Annotated in this window: 19 protein-coding genes and 1 pseudogene; 11 read left to right on the top strand and 9 right to left on the bottom strand. The window is 60.9% G+C overall.

Annotated elements, in window-relative coordinates:
• The 3 genes from ATC00_RS17955 to ATC00_RS17965 all read right to left on the bottom strand — a co-directional run.
• Positions 1-486: electron transfer flavoprotein subunit beta/FixA family protein (locus tag ATC00_RS17955; RefSeq protein ID WP_064253816.1), on the bottom strand; the 486-nt coding region annotated here is incomplete at its 3' end.
• Between the two features lie 43 nt (positions 487-529).
• Complete coding sequence (locus ATC00_RS17960) at positions 530-1,132, bottom strand: dimethylsulfoniopropionate lyase (RefSeq protein WP_064253838.1); 603 nt, start codon at positions 1,130-1,132, stop codon at positions 530-532.
• A 53-nt stretch (positions 1,133-1,185) separates the two neighbouring features.
• Positions 1,186-3,222, bottom strand: coding sequence for an NADH:flavin oxidoreductase (locus tag ATC00_RS17965; protein WP_064253839.1), 2,037 nt, complete (start codon positions 3,220-3,222; stop codon positions 1,186-1,188).
• Positions 3,223-3,368: 146 nt separating this feature from the next.
• Here ATC00_RS17965 and ATC00_RS17970 point away from each other — a divergent pair, with 146 nt between their 5' ends.
• The 7 genes from ATC00_RS17970 (at position 3,369) to ATC00_RS18000 (ending at position 9,313) form a co-directional block, all read left to right on the top strand.
• Complete coding sequence (locus tag ATC00_RS17970) at positions 3,369-3,998, top strand: TetR/AcrR family transcriptional regulator (protein ID WP_037378773.1); 630 nt, start codon at positions 3,369-3,371, stop codon at positions 3,996-3,998.
• A 14-nt stretch (positions 3,999-4,012) separates the two neighbouring features.
• A complete protein-coding gene (locus tag ATC00_RS17975) occupies positions 4,013-4,807 on the top strand; it encodes a pyrroline-5-carboxylate reductase family protein (protein ID WP_037378770.1) in 795 nt (264 codons plus the stop codon).
• A gap of 70 nt (positions 4,808-4,877) precedes the next feature.
• Positions 4,878-5,879 carry an ABC transporter substrate-binding protein gene (locus ATC00_RS17980; RefSeq protein WP_037378767.1) on the top strand — a complete coding sequence of 334 codons (1,002 nt, stop codon included), beginning with the start codon at positions 4,878-4,880 and terminating at the stop codon, positions 5,877-5,879.
• Positions 5,880-5,974: 95 nt separating this feature from the next.
• The gene (locus ATC00_RS17985; RefSeq protein WP_037378766.1) at positions 5,975-6,862 is read left to right on the top strand and encodes an ABC transporter permease; all 888 of its coding nucleotides are present in this window, start codon (positions 5,975-5,977) and stop codon (positions 6,860-6,862) included.
• The gene (locus ATC00_RS17990) at positions 6,855-7,892 is read left to right on the top strand and encodes a quaternary amine ABC transporter ATP-binding protein (RefSeq protein WP_037378764.1); all 1,038 of its coding nucleotides are present in this window, start codon (positions 6,855-6,857) and stop codon (positions 7,890-7,892) included. The genes ATC00_RS17985 and ATC00_RS17990 overlap by 8 nt, the downstream gene beginning before the upstream one ends.
• 165 nt (positions 7,893-8,057) lie before the next feature.
• Positions 8,058-9,059, top strand: a complete 1,002-nt coding sequence (locus ATC00_RS17995) for an Ldh family oxidoreductase (protein ID WP_064253840.1) — start codon at positions 8,058-8,060, stop codon at positions 9,057-9,059.
• Positions 9,060-9,112: 53 nt separating this feature from the next.
• Entirely contained in the window at positions 9,113-9,313 is a 201-nt protein-coding gene (locus ATC00_RS18000; RefSeq protein ID WP_153045240.1) for a hypothetical protein, read from the top strand.
• Positions 9,314-9,441: 128 nt separating this feature from the next.
• Here the strand turns inward: ATC00_RS18000 and ATC00_RS18005 are convergent, their stop codons facing one another.
• The gene (locus tag ATC00_RS18005; protein WP_037378755.1) at positions 9,442-10,443 is read right to left on the bottom strand and encodes a glycine betaine ABC transporter substrate-binding protein; all 1,002 of its coding nucleotides are present in this window, start codon (positions 10,441-10,443) and stop codon (positions 9,442-9,444) included.
• 337 nt (positions 10,444-10,780) lie between these two features.
• Between ATC00_RS18005 and ATC00_RS18010 the strand changes: the two genes are divergently transcribed.
• A complete protein-coding gene (locus tag ATC00_RS18010) occupies positions 10,781-11,833 on the top strand; it encodes a proline racemase family protein (protein ID WP_064253841.1) in 1,053 nt (350 codons plus the stop codon).
• Between the two features lie 68 nt (positions 11,834-11,901).
• On the opposite strand, the gene ATC00_RS18015 is transcribed toward ATC00_RS18010, so the two are convergent.
• Both ATC00_RS18015 and ATC00_RS18020 read right to left on the bottom strand, forming a co-directional pair.
• The gene (locus ATC00_RS18015; protein WP_064253842.1) at positions 11,902-12,099 is read right to left on the bottom strand and encodes a tautomerase family protein; all 198 of its coding nucleotides are present in this window, start codon (positions 12,097-12,099) and stop codon (positions 11,902-11,904) included.
• A gap of 12 nt (positions 12,100-12,111) precedes the next feature.
• On the bottom strand, positions 12,112-13,140 hold the full coding sequence (locus ATC00_RS18020; protein WP_064253843.1) for a trans-3-hydroxy-L-proline dehydratase: 1,029 nt from the start codon (positions 13,138-13,140) through the stop codon (positions 12,112-12,114).
• A gap of 204 nt (positions 13,141-13,344) precedes the next feature.
• Here ATC00_RS18020 and ATC00_RS18025 point away from each other — a divergent pair, with 204 nt between their 5' ends.
• On the top strand, positions 13,345-14,028 hold the full coding sequence (locus tag ATC00_RS18025) for a GntR family transcriptional regulator (protein ID WP_037378746.1): 684 nt from the start codon (positions 13,345-13,347) through the stop codon (positions 14,026-14,028).
• Between the two features lie 46 nt (positions 14,029-14,074).
• On the opposite strand, the gene ATC00_RS18030 is transcribed toward ATC00_RS18025, so the two are convergent.
• A complete protein-coding gene (locus ATC00_RS18030) occupies positions 14,075-15,136 on the bottom strand; it encodes an FAD-binding oxidoreductase (protein ID WP_037378745.1) in 1,062 nt (353 codons plus the stop codon).
• Positions 15,137-15,139: 3 nt separating this feature from the next.
• Positions 15,140-16,378 (bottom strand): aromatic ring-hydroxylating oxygenase subunit alpha, encoded by a 1,239-nt coding sequence (locus ATC00_RS18035; RefSeq protein WP_064253844.1) that lies wholly within the window; start codon positions 16,376-16,378, stop codon positions 15,140-15,142.
• A 149-nt stretch (positions 16,379-16,527) separates the two neighbouring features.
• Between ATC00_RS18035 and ATC00_RS18040 the strand changes: the two genes are divergently transcribed.
• A complete protein-coding gene (locus ATC00_RS18040; protein WP_064253845.1) occupies positions 16,528-17,406 on the top strand; it encodes a LysR substrate-binding domain-containing protein in 879 nt (292 codons plus the stop codon).
• Positions 17,407-17,590: 184 nt separating this feature from the next.
• Positions 17,591-17,743 (top strand): annotated as a pseudogene (locus ATC00_RS33585) (divalent metal cation transporter); the annotation flags it as partial.
• Between the two features lie 194 nt (positions 17,744-17,937).
• Here ATC00_RS33585 and ATC00_RS18045 read toward each other — a convergent pair.
• Positions 17,938-20,001 carry an APC family permease gene (locus ATC00_RS18045; RefSeq protein WP_327290536.1) on the bottom strand — a complete coding sequence of 688 codons (2,064 nt, stop codon included), beginning with the start codon at positions 19,999-20,001 and terminating at the stop codon, positions 17,938-17,940.
• Between the last annotated feature and the right edge of the window lie 662 nt (positions 20,002-20,663).

Genomic DNA, 20,663 nt, shown 5'->3' on the forward strand with positions numbered 1-20,663 from the left:
GCCGCCGTCGACCTCGCGGGTGACATTGACCTTGCCATCACCGAGCTCGACCTTGGAGGCGAAGGTGCCCTGGGCCCAGCCGAGCAGCGCCGACAGCATCTGGCCGGTCTGATTGCTGTCATCGTCGATCGCCTGCTTGCCGACGATGATCAGCCCCGGCTGTTCGGCTTCGGCAACGCCCTTGACGATCTTGGCGACAGTGAGCGGCTCGACCTGGTCCTCGGTCTCGACGAGGATTGCCCGGTCGGCACCCATGGCGAGCGCGGTCCGTAGCGTCTCCTCGGCCTTGGCCGGGCCGATCGACACGACGACAACTTCACTCGCCTTGCCGGCTTCCTTCAAGCGCAAAGCTTCTTCGACCGAGATCTCGTCGAACGGGTTCATCGACATCTTCACATTGGCAAGCTCGACGCCCGAACCGTCCGCCTTCACACGGATCTTGACGTTAAAGTCGACGACCCGCTTAACAGTGACCAAGATTTTCATGCTGGTTTTCCTAGTTCATTGAGATGCTCTAGCTGAGGACTTGCTAAGCCGGCCCGTTCGCCAGCAGCACCCAGAAGGCAAAGAGCGGTGTGCCGACCGAGCGCATGGCGTGCCGGATTCCCGGCTCGTTGTAGAAGGAGCCGCCGACGCCCGGCGAGAACCAGGCGCCCTGCCCCTGCCGGAATTCTCCCTCCGACAGGACGAGGTAGACTTCCTCGGGCGCGTGGTCATGGTCGGGATAGCGGACGTCGGGCGCCATGAGGGTGACGCCGAACCACAGGTCCCGCCGCTCCTCTAGCCCCCCGGGACCGATGATCATCGCATTGGCGTGGCCCTCGAAGAAATTCTCGCTCTCGGAGCCGTCATAATTTGTCCGGCGCCGCCAACCGAGCAGCGGTTCGATCGCCTTGAACCGATCGACCAGGCGGCGGAGCGGCTGGTGTTGCGTCTCGATGGCGAGCGCCGCGTCGAGGTGGAAGCACACCGGCAGCCTGCTTCCGGGGCCGGGTCTTTGCGCACCCGGCACTTCAAGCGCAGAAAAGATCTGCGCGATCGACCGGCGCGATGCGGGAGCCTGCGCGAACTGGTCGAATGCCGCGGAGGCGGCGTCGACGAATAACTGAAGGGCTTCGCTCCGAGCTGTCATTGCGGTTCCCTCGTAGGACCAGCAGGCCGCTCCCGGCGACCCCCGGCCCGGTTTCAGATGTCCTTGAGAAGGCGAAGCGCGTCGTAGATCGCGGCGTGCGTGTTGCGCGCCGAGACCGCATCGCCGATTCGGAAGAGCTGGAACTTGCCGTCGGCATTGCGCCAGACGGTTTGCGGTCTGCCGTCGATCAGCTGGTCGTGGGAAATCTCGCCGAGATTGCTCGAGGCGGGCTTCAGCTCAAAATAGAGCTCGTCGAGCGGAATGGTGCCGTGGTTGATGACGACCTGGTCAAATGTCCGCTGCTTATTGACGCCGCCGTAATCGCTGCCGACATGGGCAACAAGCTGATTGCCGTTCTTCTCGACCGATTCCAGACGGTAGGTGACGGTGAAGGTCACATCGAGCTTCTGCAGCGAGCGCATGTAGGGAACGAGGTTCATGGCCATGACTTCCGGTGCGAAGGAGCGGTCGGGCGTCATGATCTCGACCTTGGCGCCGGCATTGGCGAGAAATTCGGCGGCCTGCAGGCCGGAATGGTCGCCGGCGTCGTCGAAGATCAGCACATTGCTGCCCGGCTTGACGTCGCCGGAGATAATGTCCCAGGCGGAAACCACCAGCTCATTGCCCTTTGACAGAATTTCAGTGTGGGGCATGCCGCCGGTCGCGATGATGACAACATCCGGGTTTTCCGCCTGAACGGTTTCCGTTTCCGCCCAGGTGTTGAAGTGGAAGGTGACGCCGAGCTTCTCGCATTGGCTCATGCGCCAGTCGATGATGCTGATCATCTCACGGCGACGTTCGCTTTGGGCCGTCAGCCGGATCTGTCCGCCGGGATCATTCGCCGCCTCGAAGACGACGACGTCATGGCCGCGCTCGCCGGCGACACGCGCTGCCTCCAGGCCGGCCGGCCCGGCACCGACGATAACCACCTTCTTGCGACGGTCCGCCTTGGCGATCGTGTGCGGCATCGTCAGCTCGCGCCCCGTCGCCGCATTGTGGATGCAATAGGCGGCGCCGCCCTGATAGATGCGATCGAGACAGTAGTTCGCGCCGACGCAGGGGCGAATGTCGTCCTCCCGCTTCTCGATGATCTTCCGGACGATATGCGGGTCGGTCATGTGGGCGCGGGTCATCCCCACCATGTCCACCTTGCCGGAGGCGATCGCATGGCGGGCAGTCGCCACATCCGGGATCTTCGCCGCATGGAAGGTCGGAAACTTGGTCGCGGCACGGATCTCGCCGGCGAAATCGAGATGCGGCGAATTGGCCATGCCCTGGATCGGGATCACGTCGGTGAGGCCGGCGTCGGTATCGATATGGCCGCGGATGACATTCAGGTAATCGATGAGGCCGCTTTCCTTGAGGCGCTTCGAGATTTCCAGACCTTCCTCCCTGCCCGTCCCGCCGGGAAGACATTCGTCGGCCGTGTAGCGCACGCCGAGGATGAAATCGTCCCCGACTCGGGTGCGGATCGCCTTCAGGACGTCGAAACAGAAGCGCATGCGGTTGTCGAGCGAGCCGCCGTAAGGACCATCGAGATCGTTCGTCAGCGGCGAATTGAACTGATCGATGAGGTGACCGTAGGCCTCGAGTTCGACGCCGTCCATGCCGCCCGCCTTCATGCGCTCGGCTGCATCGGCGAAATCCTTGATGATCCGCTCGATGTCCCAGTCCTCGATCTTCTTCGGAAAGGCGCGGTGCGAGGCTTCGCGGTGATGCGATGGGGCGACGACCGGCAGCCACTCACCCTTGTCCCACCGTGTACGGCGACCGAGATGGGTGAGCTGGATCATGATCGCCGCGCCTTCCTCGTGCACGGCGTCGGTCATCTCCCTGATCCAAGGGACAATCTCGTCCTTGTAGGCGAGCAGGTTGTTGAACACCGGCGGACTGTCCTTCGAGACGGCCGCGGATCCGGCGGTCATCGTCATCGCCACTCCACCCTTCGCGCGCTCCACGGTGTAGGCGCGATAGCGCTCCTTCGGCATGCCATCTTCCGGATAGGCGGGCTCGTGCGCGGTCACGATGATGCGGTTGCGTAGCGTCAGGTGCTTGAGCTGATAGGGCTGAAGGAGGGGATCGTTCGACATCTGCCGGGCTCCGGTCTAGAAAATTCACCTCGAACGCTACGCGAGAATGTACATAGGTGTCAACATGGAAAACAATCAAGTCATCGATGTTGACATACATGTACATTTTTCTTGTACATCCTCTCACAATTTGCTAGGAGTTACCCATGGAGCAGGTCTCAAACGATAGCGGCTGGCGCGGATCGCAGGAGGGGTGGCTGGAAGCGGCCTACGAATCCCTGCTGGAAGCGGGGGTAGATTCGGTAAAGATCCTGCCATTGGCGAAGAGGCTCAATCTCTCGAGGACAAGCTTCTATTGGTTCTTCAAGGATCGGGAAGAACTGCTGGCCGCGCTCATCGGTCGGTGGCGGGACAGGAACACCGGCAACATCCTCAAGCAATCAGAGGCCTATGCGGAATCTCTCGCCGAAGCGATGCTCAACGTCTTCGATTGCTGGCTGAACAAGGAGCTGTTCGACTCCAAGTTCGAGTTTGCCGTGCGCAGCTGGGCACTCCAGTCGGACGAGATCCTGGCCGAGGTTCAGAAAGCCGACCAGGTCCGGCTGGAAGCCCTCAAACGGATGTTCATGCGTTTCGGTCATTCGGAGATCACCGCCGACGTTCGCGCCCGCACCACCTACCTGGTTCAGATCGGCTACATCTCGATGCAGACGCAAGAAGATGTCGCGCTTCGTATGAAGCGCATCCCCGAGTATATTGCGATCTATACGGGCCAGGTGCCGGAGCAACGGGAGCTCGACCGCTTCTTTTCGCGGCACGGCTACAAGCCAACTTAAGAGGACAACCGGCGATGGGCGACCCGTTGAAGATTGGCATAATCGGCGGAGGCGGTTGGCTCGGCGGCGCCATTGCCGCTTCGATCCTCGATGCTGGTCTGGTGCAGCCGCGCGATCTTTCCCTCTCCTATCGCCGCGAGCAACCGCACCGCTTTGCCGGTTCCTTCTGGACCACCGATAGTCAGCGGCTGGCCGATCGCTCGGACGTTATCATTGTTTCGGTCCGACCCGCTGACTGGCAGCCACTCGCGGTTAATGCCGGGGGCAAGCTTGTGATCTCCGTCATGGCGGGAATTCGTTTGCGCGAGCTGGCCAAACACCACAATACGGACCGAGTTGTCCGCAGCTTGCCCAACGCGGCGGCTGAGGTCGGCAAGTCCTATACACCGTGGATCGGCTCGGAAGGCGTGAACGATCAAGACCGCGCCATCGTCCGCGCAACCTTCGACGCCTGCGGTGCGCAGGACGAGGTCGCGAGCGAAAACGACATCGACTACCTGACGGGCCTTTCCGGGTCCGGGCCGGCCTTCCCGGCTCTTTTGGCCGACGCCATGATGCGCGACGCGGTGTCGCGCGGCATCACACCGGATGTCGCCCGACGGGCGGTAACCGCCGTGCTGGTCGGATCCGGGCGTCTCTTCGAGAAGAGCGGCGAGTGTCCTGCCTATACGGTCGAAGCCTTTGTCGGCTACCGCGGCACGACCGCCGCAGCCATCGAAGCGATGCGCGACGCCGGCTTCGACGCTGCAGTGCGCGACGGACTCGCGGCCGCATTTCAGAAATCGGTCGACATGGGGAATTCCTCCTGAACCGATCGAAGCTGGCGATCGCGGCAGGTCAGCTCCACTAACATATGCCGCCAAAACAAGGGGAACGACAATGAAGTACTTACTTGCATCAACATGCCTCATGCTTGGCGCACTGGGAGGCGCGTCCGTCGCGAGCGCCGCGGAATGCGGATCGCTGACCATCGCGAGCATGAACTGGCAAAGCGCGGAAGTGCTTTCCAACCTCGACAAGATCATTTTGAACGAGGGTTATGGCTGCGAAGCCGAAATCACCATTGGCGACACCGTCCCGACGATCACCTCCATGGCGGAAAAGGGCGAGCCCGATATCGCGCCGGAGGCGTGGATCGATCTGCTGCCGGACGTCGTCAAGAAAGGAACGGAAGAAGGCCGCATCATCAAGGTCGGTTCTCCCCTGCCCGATGGCGGCGTGCAAGGCTGGTGGATCCCCAAATATTTCGCTGATGCCCATCCGGACATCAAGACGATTCCGGACATGTTGAAGCACCCGGAACTGTTTCCCGATCCGGAAGACCCCAGCAAGGGCGCGATCTTCAATGGGCCTCAGGGCTGGGGCGGCACCGTCGTCACCTCGCAGCTCTATAAGGCGTTCGATGCCGAGAAAGCCGGCTTCAAGCTCGTCGACACCGGCTCTGCCGCCGGCCTGGACGGCTCCATCGCCAAGGCATACGAGGGCAAGAAAGCCTGGGTCGGCTATTATTGGGCGCCAACAGCGCTCATCGGCAAATATCCGATGGTCAAGCTCGAATACGGCGTTGCGGAAGACGCGGCGGAGTGGAAGCGGTGCATTACCGTGGCCGATTGCCCGGACCCGAAGCCGAGTGCCTGGCCGGTCGACACCATTGTGACGCTGGTGGCCAAGCCCTTCTCCGAGAAGGCCGGCCCCGAGGTCATGGACTACCTGAACAAGCGCTCCTGGAGCAATGACACCGTCAGCAAGCTTATGGCCTGGATGACGGACAACCAGGCGAGCGGCGAAGAAGGTGCCAAGCACTTCCTCGAAGAAAACGAGGACGTCTGGACGAAGTGGGTGACGCCGGAAGCCGCCGAAAAGATCAAGGCGGCGCTTTAAGTCAACTGACTGGTGGGCGCGCCAAGGCGCGCCCATTCCACAGCCGAAAAATAGAAAAAGACTTAAGCACCGGCTTCTTTGAAAAGGGGAACGGAATGGACTGGTTTTTCAAATTTCCGCACATGAACGACGACTCCCTGCGCAACCTGAAGAAGGTCATCGACGAGGGTTTCCGGGCGTTCACACGCGCCTATGGCGATGCCATCGAGGGTCTCTTCGCGCCCTTGCAGCACTTCCTCATCGCCGCCGAACGCTTCATGACGAAGACGCCCTGGCCCATAATTATGCTGATCATCCTGGCGATTGCCTGGGGTGCGAGCCGGAGCTGGAAGGTGGTCGCCGGCTGTCTCGTCACGCTGCTGGCCATCGGCTATTTCGACATGTGGGACGACACGATGCGGACGGTCTCGATGATCTTCGTCTGCACCGTGCTGTCGATCGCCATCGGCATCCCGACTGGCATCCTGATGTCCCGTTCCGACCGCATGCAGCGGGTCGTGAACCCGGTGCTCGACGTCATGCAGACGATGCCGAGCTTCGTCTATCTGATCCCCGTCGTGATGCTGCTCGGCATCGGCAAGGTGCCCGGCCTGATCGCCGTGGTCATCTACGCCATCCCACCGATGATCCGGCTCACCGATCTCGGCATCCGCCTCGTCGACAAGGACGTCCTCGAGGCGGCCGACGCCTTCGGCTCGTCGAGTTGGCAGAAGCTGAAGAACGTGCAGCTGCCGCTGGCACTGCCGACGATCATGGCCGGCATCAACCAGACGATCATGATGGCGCTGGCGATGGTGGTCATCGCCTCGATGATCGGCGTCCAGGGTCTCGGCCAGCCGGTGCTGAAGGCGATCGCCAACCAGTATTTCACGCTCGGCATCTTCAATGGCCTTGCCATCGTCGGCATCGCCATCATCTTCGATCGAGTCAGCCAGGCCTATGGCAAGCGGCTGCAGAAGCACCGGGAGGTCGTCCATGGCTGATCATCATTTCGACGGCATCAGGATCCGCAATCTCTACAAGATCTTCGGACCGAATGCCGCATCCCATGTCGAGGCCGTCCGCAACGGCCTCTCGAAAACCGAGTTGAACGCGCAGTTCGGCCATGTCCTCGGACTCAAGGACATCAATATCGAGATGCCCTCCGGCTGCATTCAGGTCATCATGGGCCTGTCCGGTTCGGGGAAGTCGACGCTGATCCGGCACATCAACCGGCTGATCGATCCGACCGCCGGCGAGGTGTTGGTAAACGGCGTCGACGTCGTGAAGATGAACGAGATGGAACTGCGCGAGTTTCGCCGGCACCAGACGGCGATGGTGTTCCAGAAGTTCGCGCTGCTGCCGCATCGCAACGTTCTCGACAACACGCTCTACGGGCTCGAGGTCCAGGGTGTCGAACGCGCCAAGGCGGTGGATACCGCCATGCGCTGGATCGAGCGCGTCGGATTGAAGGGCTTCGAGAGCAAGTATCCGAACCAGCTATCGGGCGGCATGCAGCAGCGCGTCGGTCTGGCCCGGGCGCTTTCCAACGACGCGCCGGTGCTCCTGATGGACGAGGCCTATTCGGCCCTCGACCCGCTGATCCGCATGGACATGCAGACGGTGCTTCTCGACCTGCAGAAGGAGATCAAGAAGACCGTCGTGTTCATCACCCACGACCTCGACGAGGCGCTGCGGCTCGGCGACCAGATCGCCATCCTGCGCGACGGCGAGGTCATCCAGCAGGGCACCAGCCAGGACATCGTCCTCAGGCCCGCCGACGCGTACATCGCCAACTTCGTCAAGGAGGTGAACCGCGGTCGCGTCATCCATGTCGAAGCCGTCATGGCGCCGGTTGCGCCAGATCATCCGGTCAATGGCGCGACTCTGCTGGCAGGAAGCTCGATCGAGGACGCTATCAAGGTCCTCGCCCATGGCGATGCCAAGGACCTGATCGTTGTGAACCCTGCTGGCATGCCGCTGGGGGTCGTTGACCTCAAGACATTGGCTTCGGCCGCAGTGACAAACAACTGACCCAGAAGACCACGATGGTCGCGCATGACGCTCGCCGCGTCGAGTTGCATGCGCGGCCTTCGCTTTCCTTCAACGACGGGACCGGTGTGCCGCAGGGACAGCGCGGCACACCGGCAGGCCCCCTCCGCGTTTTTACGACGGAAGAAAACTGGATGGAGATGCAGGATGTCGGATGACGTCACCCTCGGCTTGGCGGAAGCAGAAGAACTCGCGAAACGCGCTTGCCTGGCCGCCGGCGCCACGGAACCCACCGCCCGCTCGCTCGTCGACGCAACCCTGTCGGCGGCGCTCTACGGCCCTCCCGCGCTCGGATTTCCGCACCTGGTGGATTATCTGAACAGCTTCCGCGAGGGGCGTATCAACTGCGATCCTGCACCGACGCTGCAACGCCCGTTTCCGGCATTCTTTGTTTCCGATGCGGACCGCGGTATCGCACAGCTCGGCTTCGATCGCGCTTTCAAGGATCTTGTCCGGGCGGTGCAAGAATTCGGGGTGGCCGTCTTCACGCAGACGAACAGCTACACCGCCGGTGAACTGGGCTACTTCGTGCGAAGACTCGCGGCGGAGGGGATTGTCGGAATCGCCGGGACGAACGCCAATGCAATGGTCGTCGCAAAGCCGGGCGGACCCGCCGTCTACAGCACCAATCCCCTGGCATTCGGCTTTCCGCTTGGAGATGGCTCGTTGCCGTTGATCATCGATCAGGCGTCGAGCGCGACCGCCTATGTCAACATCGTGGCAGCCGCCACCGAAGGCCGCTCCATCCCCGAGGGCTGGGCCGTCGACGAAAATGGGGTGGACACCCAGGATGCCACGAAAGCACTCGCCGGTGCGCTCCTGCCCTTCGGTGGCCGCAAGGGAGCGAATGTCGCCTTGATGGTGGAAATGCTATCGGCGGGGCTCTCCGGCGGGCCGTGGTCACTGGACACGGCCGATTTCATGTCGGGGACGACGTCTCCAGCGGTCGGCTTGACAGTCGTCGCAATGATGCCGGGTCCCGCTGGCGACGATCGTGTCCGACGTGCGCGCGAACAAGCTGCACGGCTCGAAGGGCACGGCGTGTTCGTGCCGGGAGTAAGCGGCATCGAATATCCGCGGCATCCGTCAGAGGGCCTTCGCATGCCGCGCAGCGTCCATGAAAATATCGTGAAGATCGCGGGCGCATGATCCCCCGGTTTAGCAGTCGGCCTTTTCAGTTTCATGCGACAAGGAATCAGGAAATGAAAAACACGACGCGCTCCGGGAGCGGTAGTGAAGAAGGCTCGGATGAGCTGCTGCGGAACTACAGGCCGGTGGCCATAAAGGCCGTCCTGGCCGGGTGCGCCGTAAAGCGGGAGCCCCCGAACCCAGCGCCGCGCATTCCGAAGCCGTTCGGCCCTCTGCCGGACGGCTTCCATATGCCTCAGGAACTCGACGACTAAAACGCGTCGACTCAAACGTTTCTTGCGCTGGCTTTGCGCATGGTGTTGTTCCGGTGCTTAGCACGTCCCGAAATTGCTACTTCGCTATGAAAAGCGTGCGGGGCCCGGGAGCGCCCGCACGCAAACATTTACAGCGCGGCTTTAACCTTCTCGGCCACTTCCGCCGGAACCCACTTGGTCCAGATGTCCTTGCTTTCCTCGAGGAAGTGCTTGGCGCCCTCCTCGCCCGTTGCCTGGTTCTCGGTTTCCCAAGCCATCAGCTTGCCGACCGTCTCGTTGCTCCAGCCGCGCTTGTTGAGGTATTCCATGACCTCCGGGGTGGTACGGTCAGCGAATTCTTTCGTCACGACCGTATAGACCTTGTCGACAGGCCAAGCGTTCACCTTGGGATCGGGGCACGCCAGATTGGTGATGCAGCGCTTCCATTCCGCGGCGTCGTGCGGCACGGATGCACCGAGCATGACCATCTCGTACTTGCCGAGCAGCGACGTGGGAGCCCAGTAATAGGTGATGAAGCCTTCCTTCCGCTCGTATGCCTTGGCGATTGCGCCGTCGAGACCGGCCGCTGACCCCGGGTCGAGAAGCCTGAAGCCCTTTTCCTCAGCCTGATAGGCCTTGTAAAGCTGAGCCGTAACGACCGTCGCACCCCAGCCTGCTGCACCGTTGAAGATGACGCCCTTGCTCGAATCCTCGGGGTCGGGGAAAAGCTCCGGGTGCTTGAGCGCGTCGTCGACCGTCTTGATGTCGGGATGGGCGTCGGCCACGTATTTCGGAATCCACCAGCCCTGCACGCCGCCGTCCGGCAAGGCAGGAGCTGCGAACACGATCTTGCCTTCCTTGATGCCGCGCGGAACGACTTCCGGCAAGAGATCAACCCAGGTTTCCGGAGAGACGTCGGGGTCACCCTTCTCGACCATGGACGTGGTCGTCGGCACGGTGTCGCCAGGTACCGTTTCGACGTTGCAGCCGTATCCTTCCGTCAGAATGAACTTGTCCACATAGGCGAGAACCTCGGCGCTTTGGACGTTATGAATAACGATGCTGACGTCGCCGCATTCAGCGGCGTTGGCAGATACTGCTCCACCGGCCAGACCGACCAGTAGACATGTGGACGCAAGCATTCCTCTCATTTTCGTTCCCTTTATGTGCGGCGTGAAAAAGAGGGACGGGATGCCGCATGAACCCGCCCCGATAGACGTCAGCCCTGCTCCTGCGCCGTGTCGCGGACGCCGGAACATCGTCGCCGACAGCGACAATCCCGTTGACAGGAGTTCGATATCGGATAAGAGATATCGTATACTATATCTGAACGGGCTTGAAAACCCCGATGAAGCTCCCGATCGCAGCGCCTGATTTTGCTCAGGGGCAAATAGCGATCGAGACGCTGGGCACCTGTGCGAGCGAGATGCGCATCGAGCGCAATTGCTTGACGCCAATTCGAAGTGCAACTTTAGGAGGAAGGAAGTCATGGCGTTTAAAAGAACGATCCACGCAGTTGATACCCATGCAGGCACGCCGATGCGCGTGGTTACAGGAGGAATTCCGCACATCCCCGGAAACTCCGTCTACGACAAGATGAAATGGCTGGAGAGCAATGACGATCAGTTGCGCAAGCTTCTGCTTCGCGAGCCGCGTGGATACCCGGCGCACTGCTGCAACATCATCGTGCCGCCCACGCATCCCGAGGCGGATGCCGGCTACATCATCTTGGAGCAAATCGAATATCCGGTGATGTCGGGAGGCAATACAATCTCGGTGGTGACGGTGCTGCTGGAAATGGGCATGCTCCCCATGAAGGAGCCCGTTACCGAGCTTGTCCTCGAGGCACCCGCCGGTTTGATCCGGGTCAAGGCGCAGTGCGAGAACGGCAAGGTCAAGAGCGTCACGTTCAAGAACGTGCCCGCCTTTGCGGCCCATCTGGACGCGGTGATCGACGTGCCGCAGCTTGGCAAGGTGACCGTGGATGTCGGCTGGGGCGGCATGTTCTACGTCATCGCCGATGTGCGGCAGTTCCGCGGCCTCGAACTGATCCCCGAGCACGGCAGGGAAATCGCCCGCATTTCGTCAATGATCCGGCAAGCAGCCATCGAGCAACTGCCTGTCGCCCACCCGGATTATCCAGGCGTTGGTATCACGATCTCCCAGCTGTCGGGGCCAACGGAGGATCCGAACGCCGACTGGAAGAATACGGTGACGATGGCATCGGGTGATTTCTCCTGGGACAATCCCGCCACCTGGACGGGGGCGCTGGATCGCTGCCCTTGCGGCACAGGTACCTGCGCAAAAATGGCCGTCCTGCATGCAAAGGGTGAGCTGCCGCTTCACCAGGATTTCCGGCACCAGGGAATTCTGGGCAACGTGTACACCGGTCGGCTCGTCGACGAAGCAAGGATCGGGAACAAACCAGCTGTTGTGCCGACTCTCACCGGCACCAGCTGGATATACGGCTTGAACACCATCGTACTCGACAACGACGATCCCTTCATCGAGGGTTTCACGGTGGGAGATACCTGGGCCTGATTGGATCCGCCGTTATCGGACGACGACCGAAGGCAAACCGGTAAGGAGGATCACCTACTTACCGGTTGTCACTTCAGTTGAGCGTGGGCGCTGAAAGGCTCGCCGGCGACAAGCCAATCCAAGGGCGATATCTCGGTGAAGATGACCGTCGTAGCGGTCGGCTTGATGCCGGCGACCGCCTCGAGCACTTTGGTGATCTCGAGACCGATCTCGGCTTTCGTCTCAGCACTGCGGCCGGGAAACAATTCGATTCTGACAATCGGCATGGAGGTTCCTCCTCAAGAATCCGTCGGCCAGGTGTCGGAGAGCCGGTACCCTGCCTGGAAGGGATCGGCGGGATCGATCATGAGTTGCTTCGTTCCGACCACCCACGCACGGCCGGAGATGATCGGGCTGATGCCGGCGGTGCCGTTGATGTCGACCGCACTGTCGATGCTGCAGTGGAATTCGGTATCGATCAGCGAGACGCCTACGAAGCGGTCGCCAACCTTCATCTGGCCCTTGGCATGGAGCACGGCCATGCGCGCCGAGCATCCGGTACCGGTCGGCGAGCGGTCGATCTTGCCGGGGCGGATGGCGACCGCATTCTTGCCCGTCAAAACACCGTCCTTTATCTCCACCGGATTGGTGAACTGGCAGAAGGAGATGTGATGCCAGTCGTTTGCCGGGTGCTTGAAGCCAAGCTGCTCGTTGGCGGCCCTGGTGATCTTCATGCCGGTCGTGGCCAGGTCGCGCGCCTGGTCGGGCTCAAGGCTGAGACCGACCGAGGCCGCATCGACGATGACGAAACTGTCGCCGCCATAGGCGGTATCGACGGTGAGCGTGCCTATGCCCTCCACCTCGAGCTTCGCATCCAGCTTGTCTGCAAAGGAGGGAACGTTGCGGACGCGGATGCGCTCGGCCTTGCCGTTGCGGCATTCGGCCTCGACTTCGATCAGGCCTCCCGGCGGCTCAAGCACGATCCGGGTGATCGGCTCCTGCATTGGGATGATCCCCGTATCGAGAAGCACCGTCGCAACGCAGATCGAGTTGGAGCCGGACATCGGCGGCGTGTCGGCGGGCTCCATGATGATCCAGCCCATCTGCGCCCTCGGGTTCTTCGGCGGCACGAGCAGGTTGACATGGCGGAAGACGCCGCCGCGCGGCTCGTTCAGCACGAAGTTGCGGAGCGTTTCGTCCTCGGCGATCCAGCGGGACTGTTCCCATACGGTCTCGCCGGGAGGCGGCGCGACGCCGCCGACGATGACGTCGCCGACCTCGCCCTCGGCGTGGCAACTCACCACATGCACGATCTTCGATGTACGCATATTCGCTCGACCCCCGGTTAAAGCCTCATAATCGTATACGATATACATAAAACCTCAAGCTTTACCTGAAGCGCTATAAGGAATTTTGTTGGAACTGAGGGAAGAAGCCCGGCAATCACCACGGCGGCACAGCCATCTTGTGGCGCGAGATGGTCTACGATATCCCAAGACGACCTTCGTCCTGGACGAAACAAGGAGCTTGGAATGCCCTTCAACACCGCGCAGGCGACTGATCTGGGGAAAGCGCCCACAGCCTCGGATGTGATCTTAAAGTTCATCCGTGATTCGATTGCTGACGGCTCCCTGGATGAGGGTGAGCCGATCCGCCAGGACGACGTCGCTCGCCTGTTCAACGTCAGCAAAATTCCCGTCCGGGAGGCGCTCAAACGGCTCGAGGCGGAGGGTCTGGTGGAGTTCCACCGGAACAAGGGCGCCATCGTCACGAGTGTGTCCGAACCTGAGATCGCCCAGATTTTCGAGGTGCGCGCGATCCTGGAATCGAACGCGATCAAGCTCTCGGTCCCTCATATGACGGTAGAGACCTTTGAAAAGGCCCTCGCCTACTGCGACGCCTTCGCTAAGGAGACCGACGTCGCTCGATGGTCGGAACTGAATTGGCGGTTCCACAGCTGTCTCTACGAGGACGCTCAGCGGCCGTTCCTCGTCAACACGATCCGCTCCGTGAACGATCGGCTGGAACGATACCTGAGAGTTCAACTGACGCTGTCGCAAGGCCAGCAGACAGCCGACCGGGAACATCGGCAAATTCTTGATGCCTGCAGAGACAGGGACGAAGAAAAGGCAGCGGACCTACTGTATGCCCACATCATGAACGCTTGCAAATCCCTCCTGAAGCATCTTCCTGCAAAGAAGGTCGCTGACCGATAGCCGCCCCTTTGTTGTTGTTCTCTTTCGGCGCCGGCCGACCCCTTGGCTACGCTTCCACGGTCACGTGGCCCAGGGGTTTGGAGCAACAGGCGAGGATATAGCCCTCCTCGACATCCTCCTCCGTGATGCCGCCATTGTGCACCATGTGGACCTGGCCTTCCGTCTTGCGCACCTTGCAGGTGCCGCAGATCCCCATCGAACAGCCCGAGGGGATCACCAGTCCCGCCGCCTTTGCTGCCACCAGGATCGTATCCGTCTCGTTGCACCGGGCGCTGATGCCGGAGAGGGAGAAGGCGATCTCGGCCCGATTCTGCTCATCGGGGACCACATCCTCGGGAACATCTTCGGCGTGCTCGGGCTCTGCCGTGAAGCTCTCCTGATGGTAGCGGCTCATGTCGTAGCCGAGACCGGCAAGCGCCTCGCGCACGGCCCGCATGAAAGGCTCGGGGCCGCAGCAGAACACCTCGCGTTCGAGATAGTCCTGGGCCATCAGGCCCAGCATGATCTGGTTGAACATTCCCCGATAGCCGGTCCAGGGCCGGAAGGGATCGGGCTCTTCGACCACCCATTTCAGGTCGATGCCGACGATGCGCGAGGCCATGAGTTCCATCCGGTCGCGCAGGATGATCTCGGAGGGGCGGCGGGCGCAGTTGATGAACACGATATCCGGCTCACGGCCGGAATCGTATAGCCAGGTGGTCATCGCCACCATCGGCGTGATGCCGGAACCGGCGGAAATGAAGAGGTATTTCTCCGCCGGGTGATGCACGATCGAGAACTTTCCCGCAGGGCCGATGGCCCTGATGCGCATGCCCTTATGCAGCTTGTCGAGCATCCAGCGCGTGCCGATGGACCGATCCTGCGCCTTGACCGTGATCGTCAGGGCCGTTGGCCGCGATGGTGAGGACGAGATCGTATAGGTGCGGTAGAGCGGCCCTTCCGGCGTGGGCAGTTCCAGCGTGACGAACTGCCCCGGATCATGGTTGAACAGCGCCCCGGACGGGCTTTGAAAACTGAAGGTCACTACGTTCGGCGCCTCCGGCGTGCGGGTGACGCATTCGAGCGGTTCGGCATCGCTCCAGAAGCTGAGTGTCTTGAACTGGCTCATCGCTCACTCCGCCGCCGCCTGAAGCGGCGCAACGGCGCGCTCGAGCCAGGCCGCATACCAGTCGACGAACTGCGTCACGCCACTTTCCTGGCCCGGCGAATAGGGACCGGGAACATAGGCCGGAGAGAATATCCCCTGCTGGTTGGTCTCGACGATCTCGCGATCTTCGTCATTGGTGGCGATCCAGACCTCCGTCAGGCGCTTGAGGTCATAGTCGACCCCTTCGACGGCATCCTTGTGCACGAGCCAGGTGGTCGTGACCTCGGTTTCCGTCGGGCTGATCGGCACGACCCTGAAGGTAAGCGAATGATCCGGCAGGAAGTGATTCCATGTCGACGGATAATGGAACATCAGGAGGGTACCGGCGTCCGGCGGGGCAACCCGGCCGAGGTTCTTGGCGATGGCGGCCTTGCCGTCCATCGTATAGCTCAGCGCCTTTTCCTGGAGCGGCATGCGTGCCAAGCGGTATTGACCGTCGCGGGCAAGGACGAATTGCGCCGGCGCGCCGGCGGCAGCGCAGCGGTCGAAATGCGCCTGCAGCCTTTGTGATACCCCGCCATCGGCCTGAACGCCGGCAACTTCCGGATCGAGCGGAAAGGAGCGGCAGAGCGCCGGATGGTTGCTGCTGCAGTGGTAGCACTCGCGGTTGTTCTCCCAAACCAGCTTCCAGTTGCCCTTCTCGACGATCGTAGAGGTGAACGCGACCTTGGCATCCGTGAGATCGTGGACCTCCAGATAGGGGCGAGCCAGTTGCGCAAAAGGTTCGAAATCCGGTGGTGTATCGGACAGGCAGATATAGATCAGACCTTCGAGATTGCGCAGGCTGACCGGCTTCAGCCCATATTGCGAGGCGTCGAAACCGGGTCCCATGTCGTTTGCCCAGATCAGTTTGCCGTCGAGTTCATAGGTCCACTGGTGATAGGGACAGACGAGCTTCGCCACCTGACCCTCGCGCGCCTTGCAGACCAAGGACCCGCGATGACGACAGGAATTGTGGAAGGCACGAATCTCGCCGTCGCGGCCACGCACGATGATCACTTCATAGGCGCCGACACGCAACGTGACGTAGCTCCCCGTCTTGGCGAGTTGGCAGGCCGGAACGGCATAGAGCCACTCTTTGTAGAAGATGTGCTGAAGGTCGAGTTCATAGATCTCGGGCGAGGTATAGAAGGGCTGCTCCAGGCTGAAGCCCGCGGCGCGGCGAGCAAGCAGTTCATGAACGGATGGCAAATTGGCTGTCATGGGCTGATTCCATATGCGGTAGCTTCAAACTGAGCTAAATTATTCTCGCCCGTGAACCCGTTTGACAACGGCATAAAATTTCATCTTGATTTAGGTGAGCTAACTTCAACCGTCTGCACACCGACAAGTACGATCCATTAGAGGTCCGGATGCCAAGCCCCTATGACTTCTCTTCGATGACCGCCCTTATCTGCTTCGAAGCGGCGGCGCGAAACGCGAGTTTCAAGAAAGCCGCACAGGAAATGAATGTGACGCCGGCTGCCGTCAGCCACCAGATCAAGGCGCTGGAGATGGACCTCGGATGCAGCCTATTCCTCCGCCACCACCGCGGCGTCGAACTCACGGAGAAAGGAGCGTTTCTGTTCATCGCGATCCAGCGGGGGTTCGAGTCGATTTCCGAAGCCGTCACCCAGATGCGCGAGCGCCCGGAAACGGTCGACGTCACGGTCGGGACCACGACGGCCATCAGTTCGCTGTGGCTCACACCAAAGATCTCGGCCTTCTGGAAGATCCATCCCACCGTTTCCGTTTCGCAGCTCGTCAGCGACGTGCCGGGAATGACCGGCCGCTGCGATCTCAGCATCCATTACGGCAATCCGCTGGAGAACGGCGTCGAATACCGCAAACTCTTTCAGGACCACATCGTGGCTATGGGAACATCCGGTTTCGCCGCCGAGCATGGCATTTCCAGGCTTGAGGATCTGATCAAGGCACCGTTGATTCACTCGAGCAGCAAGGAGACAGGCTGGACAACCTGGGACGACTGGTTTGCCGCGCTTGGACGCCCGGCACCCAAAGGTCGTAGCTTTTATGTGAACAATTACATGATAGCCCTTCAGGCTGCGCAGGACGATGTCGGGGCGGTGCTTGGCTGGGACGGGTTGGTCGGAAGCCTGATCGAGGAAAGACGGCTGGTGAGGCTTGTTCCGGAGAGCATCCCCTCGCCCGTGGCCTTTCACCTGAAGATCCACCCGCGTGCTTCGTCAAAGGCTCGCCTTTTCGCGGATTGGCTCGTTGCAAGCGATTGAGGTCGAACTGCGTCGCCCTTACCGGGATTTCGCAATCACTGATTTTCTAAGGAGAAATGGTACGGTTGGGTGGTCTCGAACCACCGACCTCAGGTTCCGTCGTTGCGACATGGACACTCCAGCAGTGCGCCGATGCCATGACCGATGCAGCAAGAAACCGGCTCAGTCCCTCTTCGCCCGGCGTCTGTCCAGAAAACCGAAACGCGCAAAGGCAGCCTATTCGACATTGGGCCTGGCGTGCATCCTAGGCATGGGCATTCTCTTCACGCCCGTCAACCCGATCCAAGCGCTCTATTGGAGCGCCGTGATAAACGGTGTCGTGGCCGTGCCGGTAATGACCGGTGATGAGAGCGGGAACTTTACCGAAAAGTGCGGTCGTGCTCCGTTGCATCGGACTTCTCGCCCCTGACGATTAACCCAGGCAGTTCTGCTAGAGCGCCCCAGACATGTAGAGACCCACGATCAGGAGATCGAGTGCAAGCACCATGTACAGGGCCATAAGCGGAGATAGTCTCCTTTTTTCTCTGCTTCTCATGTCAAGACTCCCTGCGACAGTCGCCATGGGACTGTTGCCACAGTAAGCCTCGGCCCGCCGAACCTTAACAGCCGTGCCCTTAGGCGGCCCGCTCTGTTCATGTGCAATAGCTTCTGCAGCCAACCCTCCTTGATTATCTCAGGGATGAGAACGGTCACCTTGCGTTCGGGCGAGTCCAGATCGAGCTTCTCGACGAGCCGCAGAAGAGGCTCGTGAAGCTGGCGATAGGGAGCGGGAATCAGCATCAACCTCGGCGGCTGCAAACCTTTGGCGGCAACCGGCTCCTCCACTTCGGCTCGCCATTTTTCTCGAAGAAGCTTCTCGTCGTCGTCCATCTCTGGCCCGCCGAGCCGAATGAGATGGACAGCAACCACGTCCGGCGAGATGGTCAGGGCGTACTTGATCGCCCTTTCGCTCAACCTGTTCCATTCTTCCGTAACGACAAGGACCGTCGGCGGCTCGACATCCTCGATGGTAATCGGGCCAGGTTCGCGCAGTTCCTGTTCCAGCGACGTGTAATAGCTCTTGATCGTCTTCAACAGCACGATGGTCATCGGGACCGCAACGAGGGTTATCCAGGCGCCTTCGGCGAATTTGGCAACCAGGATGACAATGAGAGCCAAACCTGTGGCAACCGTGCCGACTGCATTCATGGCCAGCTTGAACGGAACGTTCCTGGACTGGCGGCGCCAGTGCACGACCATGCCCGCCTGCGAGACGGTAAAAGTCAGAAAGGCTCCAATGGCGAAAAGCGGGATGAGCTTCTCGGTAATGCCGCCGAAAGCGGCCAGGAGCAAACCAGCAGAACCGGAGAGAAAGACTATTCCAGCAGTGAACACCAGTCGGCGGCCCGGCTGGGCAAACGCCTTTGGAAGGTAGCCATCGGCTGCCACCATACGGCAAACCCGAGGAAATCCTACAAAGCTGGTGTTCGCAGAAAGGCACAGGATGCACAGCAGGCTGGTCATCGCCACATAGTAGAACGCGTTGTAGCCGGACACCGCGCCGATCACCTGTGAGAGCACGCTTTGGTAGCCTTCTTTCATCTGATCCATCGCGCCAATGTCGAAAGAGGTGGCGATGGTCGCGATCCCTCCGAGTAGCAGGCCGAGAACAACGACGATGATGGTGAGGGTGGCATAGGCGTTTCGCACGACCGGCTGACGGAAGGATCCAACGCCGTTCGAAACCGCCTCGACTCCCGTCATGGCCGTGCAGCCGCTGGCAAAGGCATGCATGAGAAGCCACAGGCTGACCGCGGCGGTCGGGGGCTCGAGGGGCGGCGGCGAAACGACTGGCAAGGGGTCAGCTTCCATGGCTATCCTTAATACGCCGTAGCCGATCACGCCCAGGAAGCAGGCGATAAACAGATAGGTCGGCAGGGCGAAGAGCCATCCGGCTTCGCCTGTTCCCCTCAGGTTGGCGACCATCACGATCAAGACGATGCCGAGGCACAGCGGCAGAATGTATGGATGAAGGCTCGGGATAGCCGAGACGAGTGCGCCAACGCCGGCTGAAACCCCGACGGCGACATTCAGGACGTAGTCGATCATCAACGCTGCCGCAGCGACAAGGCTTGGATGTTCTCCAAGGTTCTCCTTGGCGACGACATAGGCGCCGCCGCTGGTTGGATAGGCAGCGAGTGTCTGGCGGTATGAGAAATAGAGGATAGCCAACAGTGCGACGATGCAGGCCATGATCGGGCCGAGATAGAACAGGCCGGCGGCACCGAGCGGTATAAGGATGGTGAGCGCGGCCTCGGGTCCGTAAGAGGACGATCCCAGGCCGTCCAATCCCATTGCCGGCACCGCTTCTATCCAACCAATCTTCTTGTCTTCGTGCTCGCGGTTGGCGAGACGGCGGCCGAAGATAAGGCTACTAAAGCTCAAACTCTGTTCCTCCCAGCACGCCCTCGGAAGCACACCGAACCTCTTGCAGGGCTTCCGGTTCCGCGAGCCGAAAAATATCGATAGCGGTCGAAAGCTGAACAAATACGCGGGAGACCGAATGACCTGCGGAAGCAGGCACGAAGCGGCCAGTTTACCGCTGCTGTGCTGCATGCGAGCACCTGAAACGCCGTGGTCAGGGCTTAAGACTATGACGATGCGGCGCCCCCGGCGTCCAAGGGACGCAGCGCAGTGCACTGGCTTGACGGGAACGCCGGCTGGCGCTTTGCTGTCCGTCTGAAGCGGGCGCTCCGCAGCGGCCCCGAACTTCTGCTCTACACCCAAAACGGAAGACTGGGTCGCGTACCAGGCGCCAGTATGTGGTTAAGGATGACATGGCCCCTTCTCACCATCCCGGGAACGTGAGCCAGGGGCCGGAATGCAGGGAAAGGGTTTCGCCCTGTGCAATATAGGCAGGCAACGTTTCTCAACATGCCGGCAATTATTTCCGGCAGTGACGGGAGGTTCGCCATATCTGGTTGATCTCCGTTACTGTATGCAAACGATGTTCCGTCCGCCGGCGGCATGGAACAAGTGCTGCACAGCTCGAGATATTCGAGGGGCAAATCGCAGTCTCGGCATGGCCATTCGGTGTTGGTGAAAGCGGCTATACTGGAGGAGGAAACTACCCGTTGTCGGCGTGCGAACAGCTTCGCGTTCCCGAGTTGCAATGAGAGACCCTGATAGTAACAGCCGTGCCAGTGTCGACGGAACGCCCACTGCAAGCGCGAATGCGCGCAACCAGATCGCCGCGCGCCGCATTTTCCAAGGAGAAA

The organism is Sinorhizobium americanum, from assembly GCF_001651855.1.
GTDB classification, from domain to species: domain Bacteria; phylum Pseudomonadota; class Alphaproteobacteria; order Rhizobiales; family Rhizobiaceae; genus Sinorhizobium; species Sinorhizobium americanum.

What these genes read in the sequence shown, in the direction of transcription:
- ATC00_RS18045 (WP_327290536.1), bottom strand. Translation starts at nt 20,001, where the DNA reads ATGCAGCACAGCAGCGGTAAACTGGCCGCTTCGTGCCTGCTTCCGCAG.
- ATC00_RS17985 (WP_037378766.1), top strand. Translation starts at nt 5,975, where the DNA reads ATGGACTGGTTTTTCAAATTTCCGCACATGAACGACGACTCCCTGCGC.
- ATC00_RS17995 (WP_064253840.1), top strand. Translation starts at nt 8,058, where the DNA reads ATGTCGGATGACGTCACCCTCGGCTTGGCGGAAGCAGAAGAACTCGCG.
- ATC00_RS18030 (WP_037378745.1), bottom strand. Translation starts at nt 15,136, where the DNA reads ATGAGCCAGTTCAAGACACTCAGCTTCTGGAGCGATGCCGAACCGCTC.
- ATC00_RS17965 (WP_064253839.1), bottom strand. Translation starts at nt 3,222, where the DNA reads ATGTCGAACGATCCCCTCCTTCAGCCCTATCAGCTCAAGCACCTGACG.
- ATC00_RS18000 (WP_153045240.1), top strand. Translation starts at nt 9,113, where the DNA reads ATGAAAAACACGACGCGCTCCGGGAGCGGTAGTGAAGAAGGCTCGGAT.
- ATC00_RS18005 (WP_037378755.1), bottom strand. Translation starts at nt 10,443, where the DNA reads ATGAGAGGAATGCTTGCGTCCACATGTCTACTGGTCGGTCTGGCCGGT.
- ATC00_RS18020 (WP_064253843.1), bottom strand. Translation starts at nt 13,140, where the DNA reads ATGCGTACATCGAAGATCGTGCATGTGGTGAGTTGCCACGCCGAGGGC.
- ATC00_RS17970 (WP_037378773.1), top strand. Translation starts at nt 3,369, where the DNA reads ATGGAGCAGGTCTCAAACGATAGCGGCTGGCGCGGATCGCAGGAGGGG.
- ATC00_RS18035 (WP_064253844.1), bottom strand. Translation starts at nt 16,378, where the DNA reads ATGACAGCCAATTTGCCATCCGTTCATGAACTGCTTGCTCGCCGCGCC.
- ATC00_RS17975 (WP_037378770.1), top strand. Translation starts at nt 4,013, where the DNA reads ATGGGCGACCCGTTGAAGATTGGCATAATCGGCGGAGGCGGTTGGCTC.
- ATC00_RS18015 (WP_064253842.1), bottom strand. Translation starts at nt 12,099, where the DNA reads ATGCCGATTGTCAGAATCGAATTGTTTCCCGGCCGCAGTGCTGAGACG.
- ATC00_RS18010 (WP_064253841.1), top strand. Translation starts at nt 10,781, where the DNA reads ATGGCGTTTAAAAGAACGATCCACGCAGTTGATACCCATGCAGGCACG.
- ATC00_RS17990 (WP_037378764.1), top strand. Translation starts at nt 6,855, where the DNA reads ATGGCTGATCATCATTTCGACGGCATCAGGATCCGCAATCTCTACAAG.
- ATC00_RS17980 (WP_037378767.1), top strand. Translation starts at nt 4,878, where the DNA reads ATGAAGTACTTACTTGCATCAACATGCCTCATGCTTGGCGCACTGGGA.
- ATC00_RS18040 (WP_064253845.1), top strand. Translation starts at nt 16,528, where the DNA reads ATGCCAAGCCCCTATGACTTCTCTTCGATGACCGCCCTTATCTGCTTC.
- ATC00_RS17960 (WP_064253838.1), bottom strand. Translation starts at nt 1,132, where the DNA reads ATGACAGCTCGGAGCGAAGCCCTTCAGTTATTCGTCGACGCCGCCTCC.
- ATC00_RS18025 (WP_037378746.1), top strand. Translation starts at nt 13,345, where the DNA reads ATGCCCTTCAACACCGCGCAGGCGACTGATCTGGGGAAAGCGCCCACA.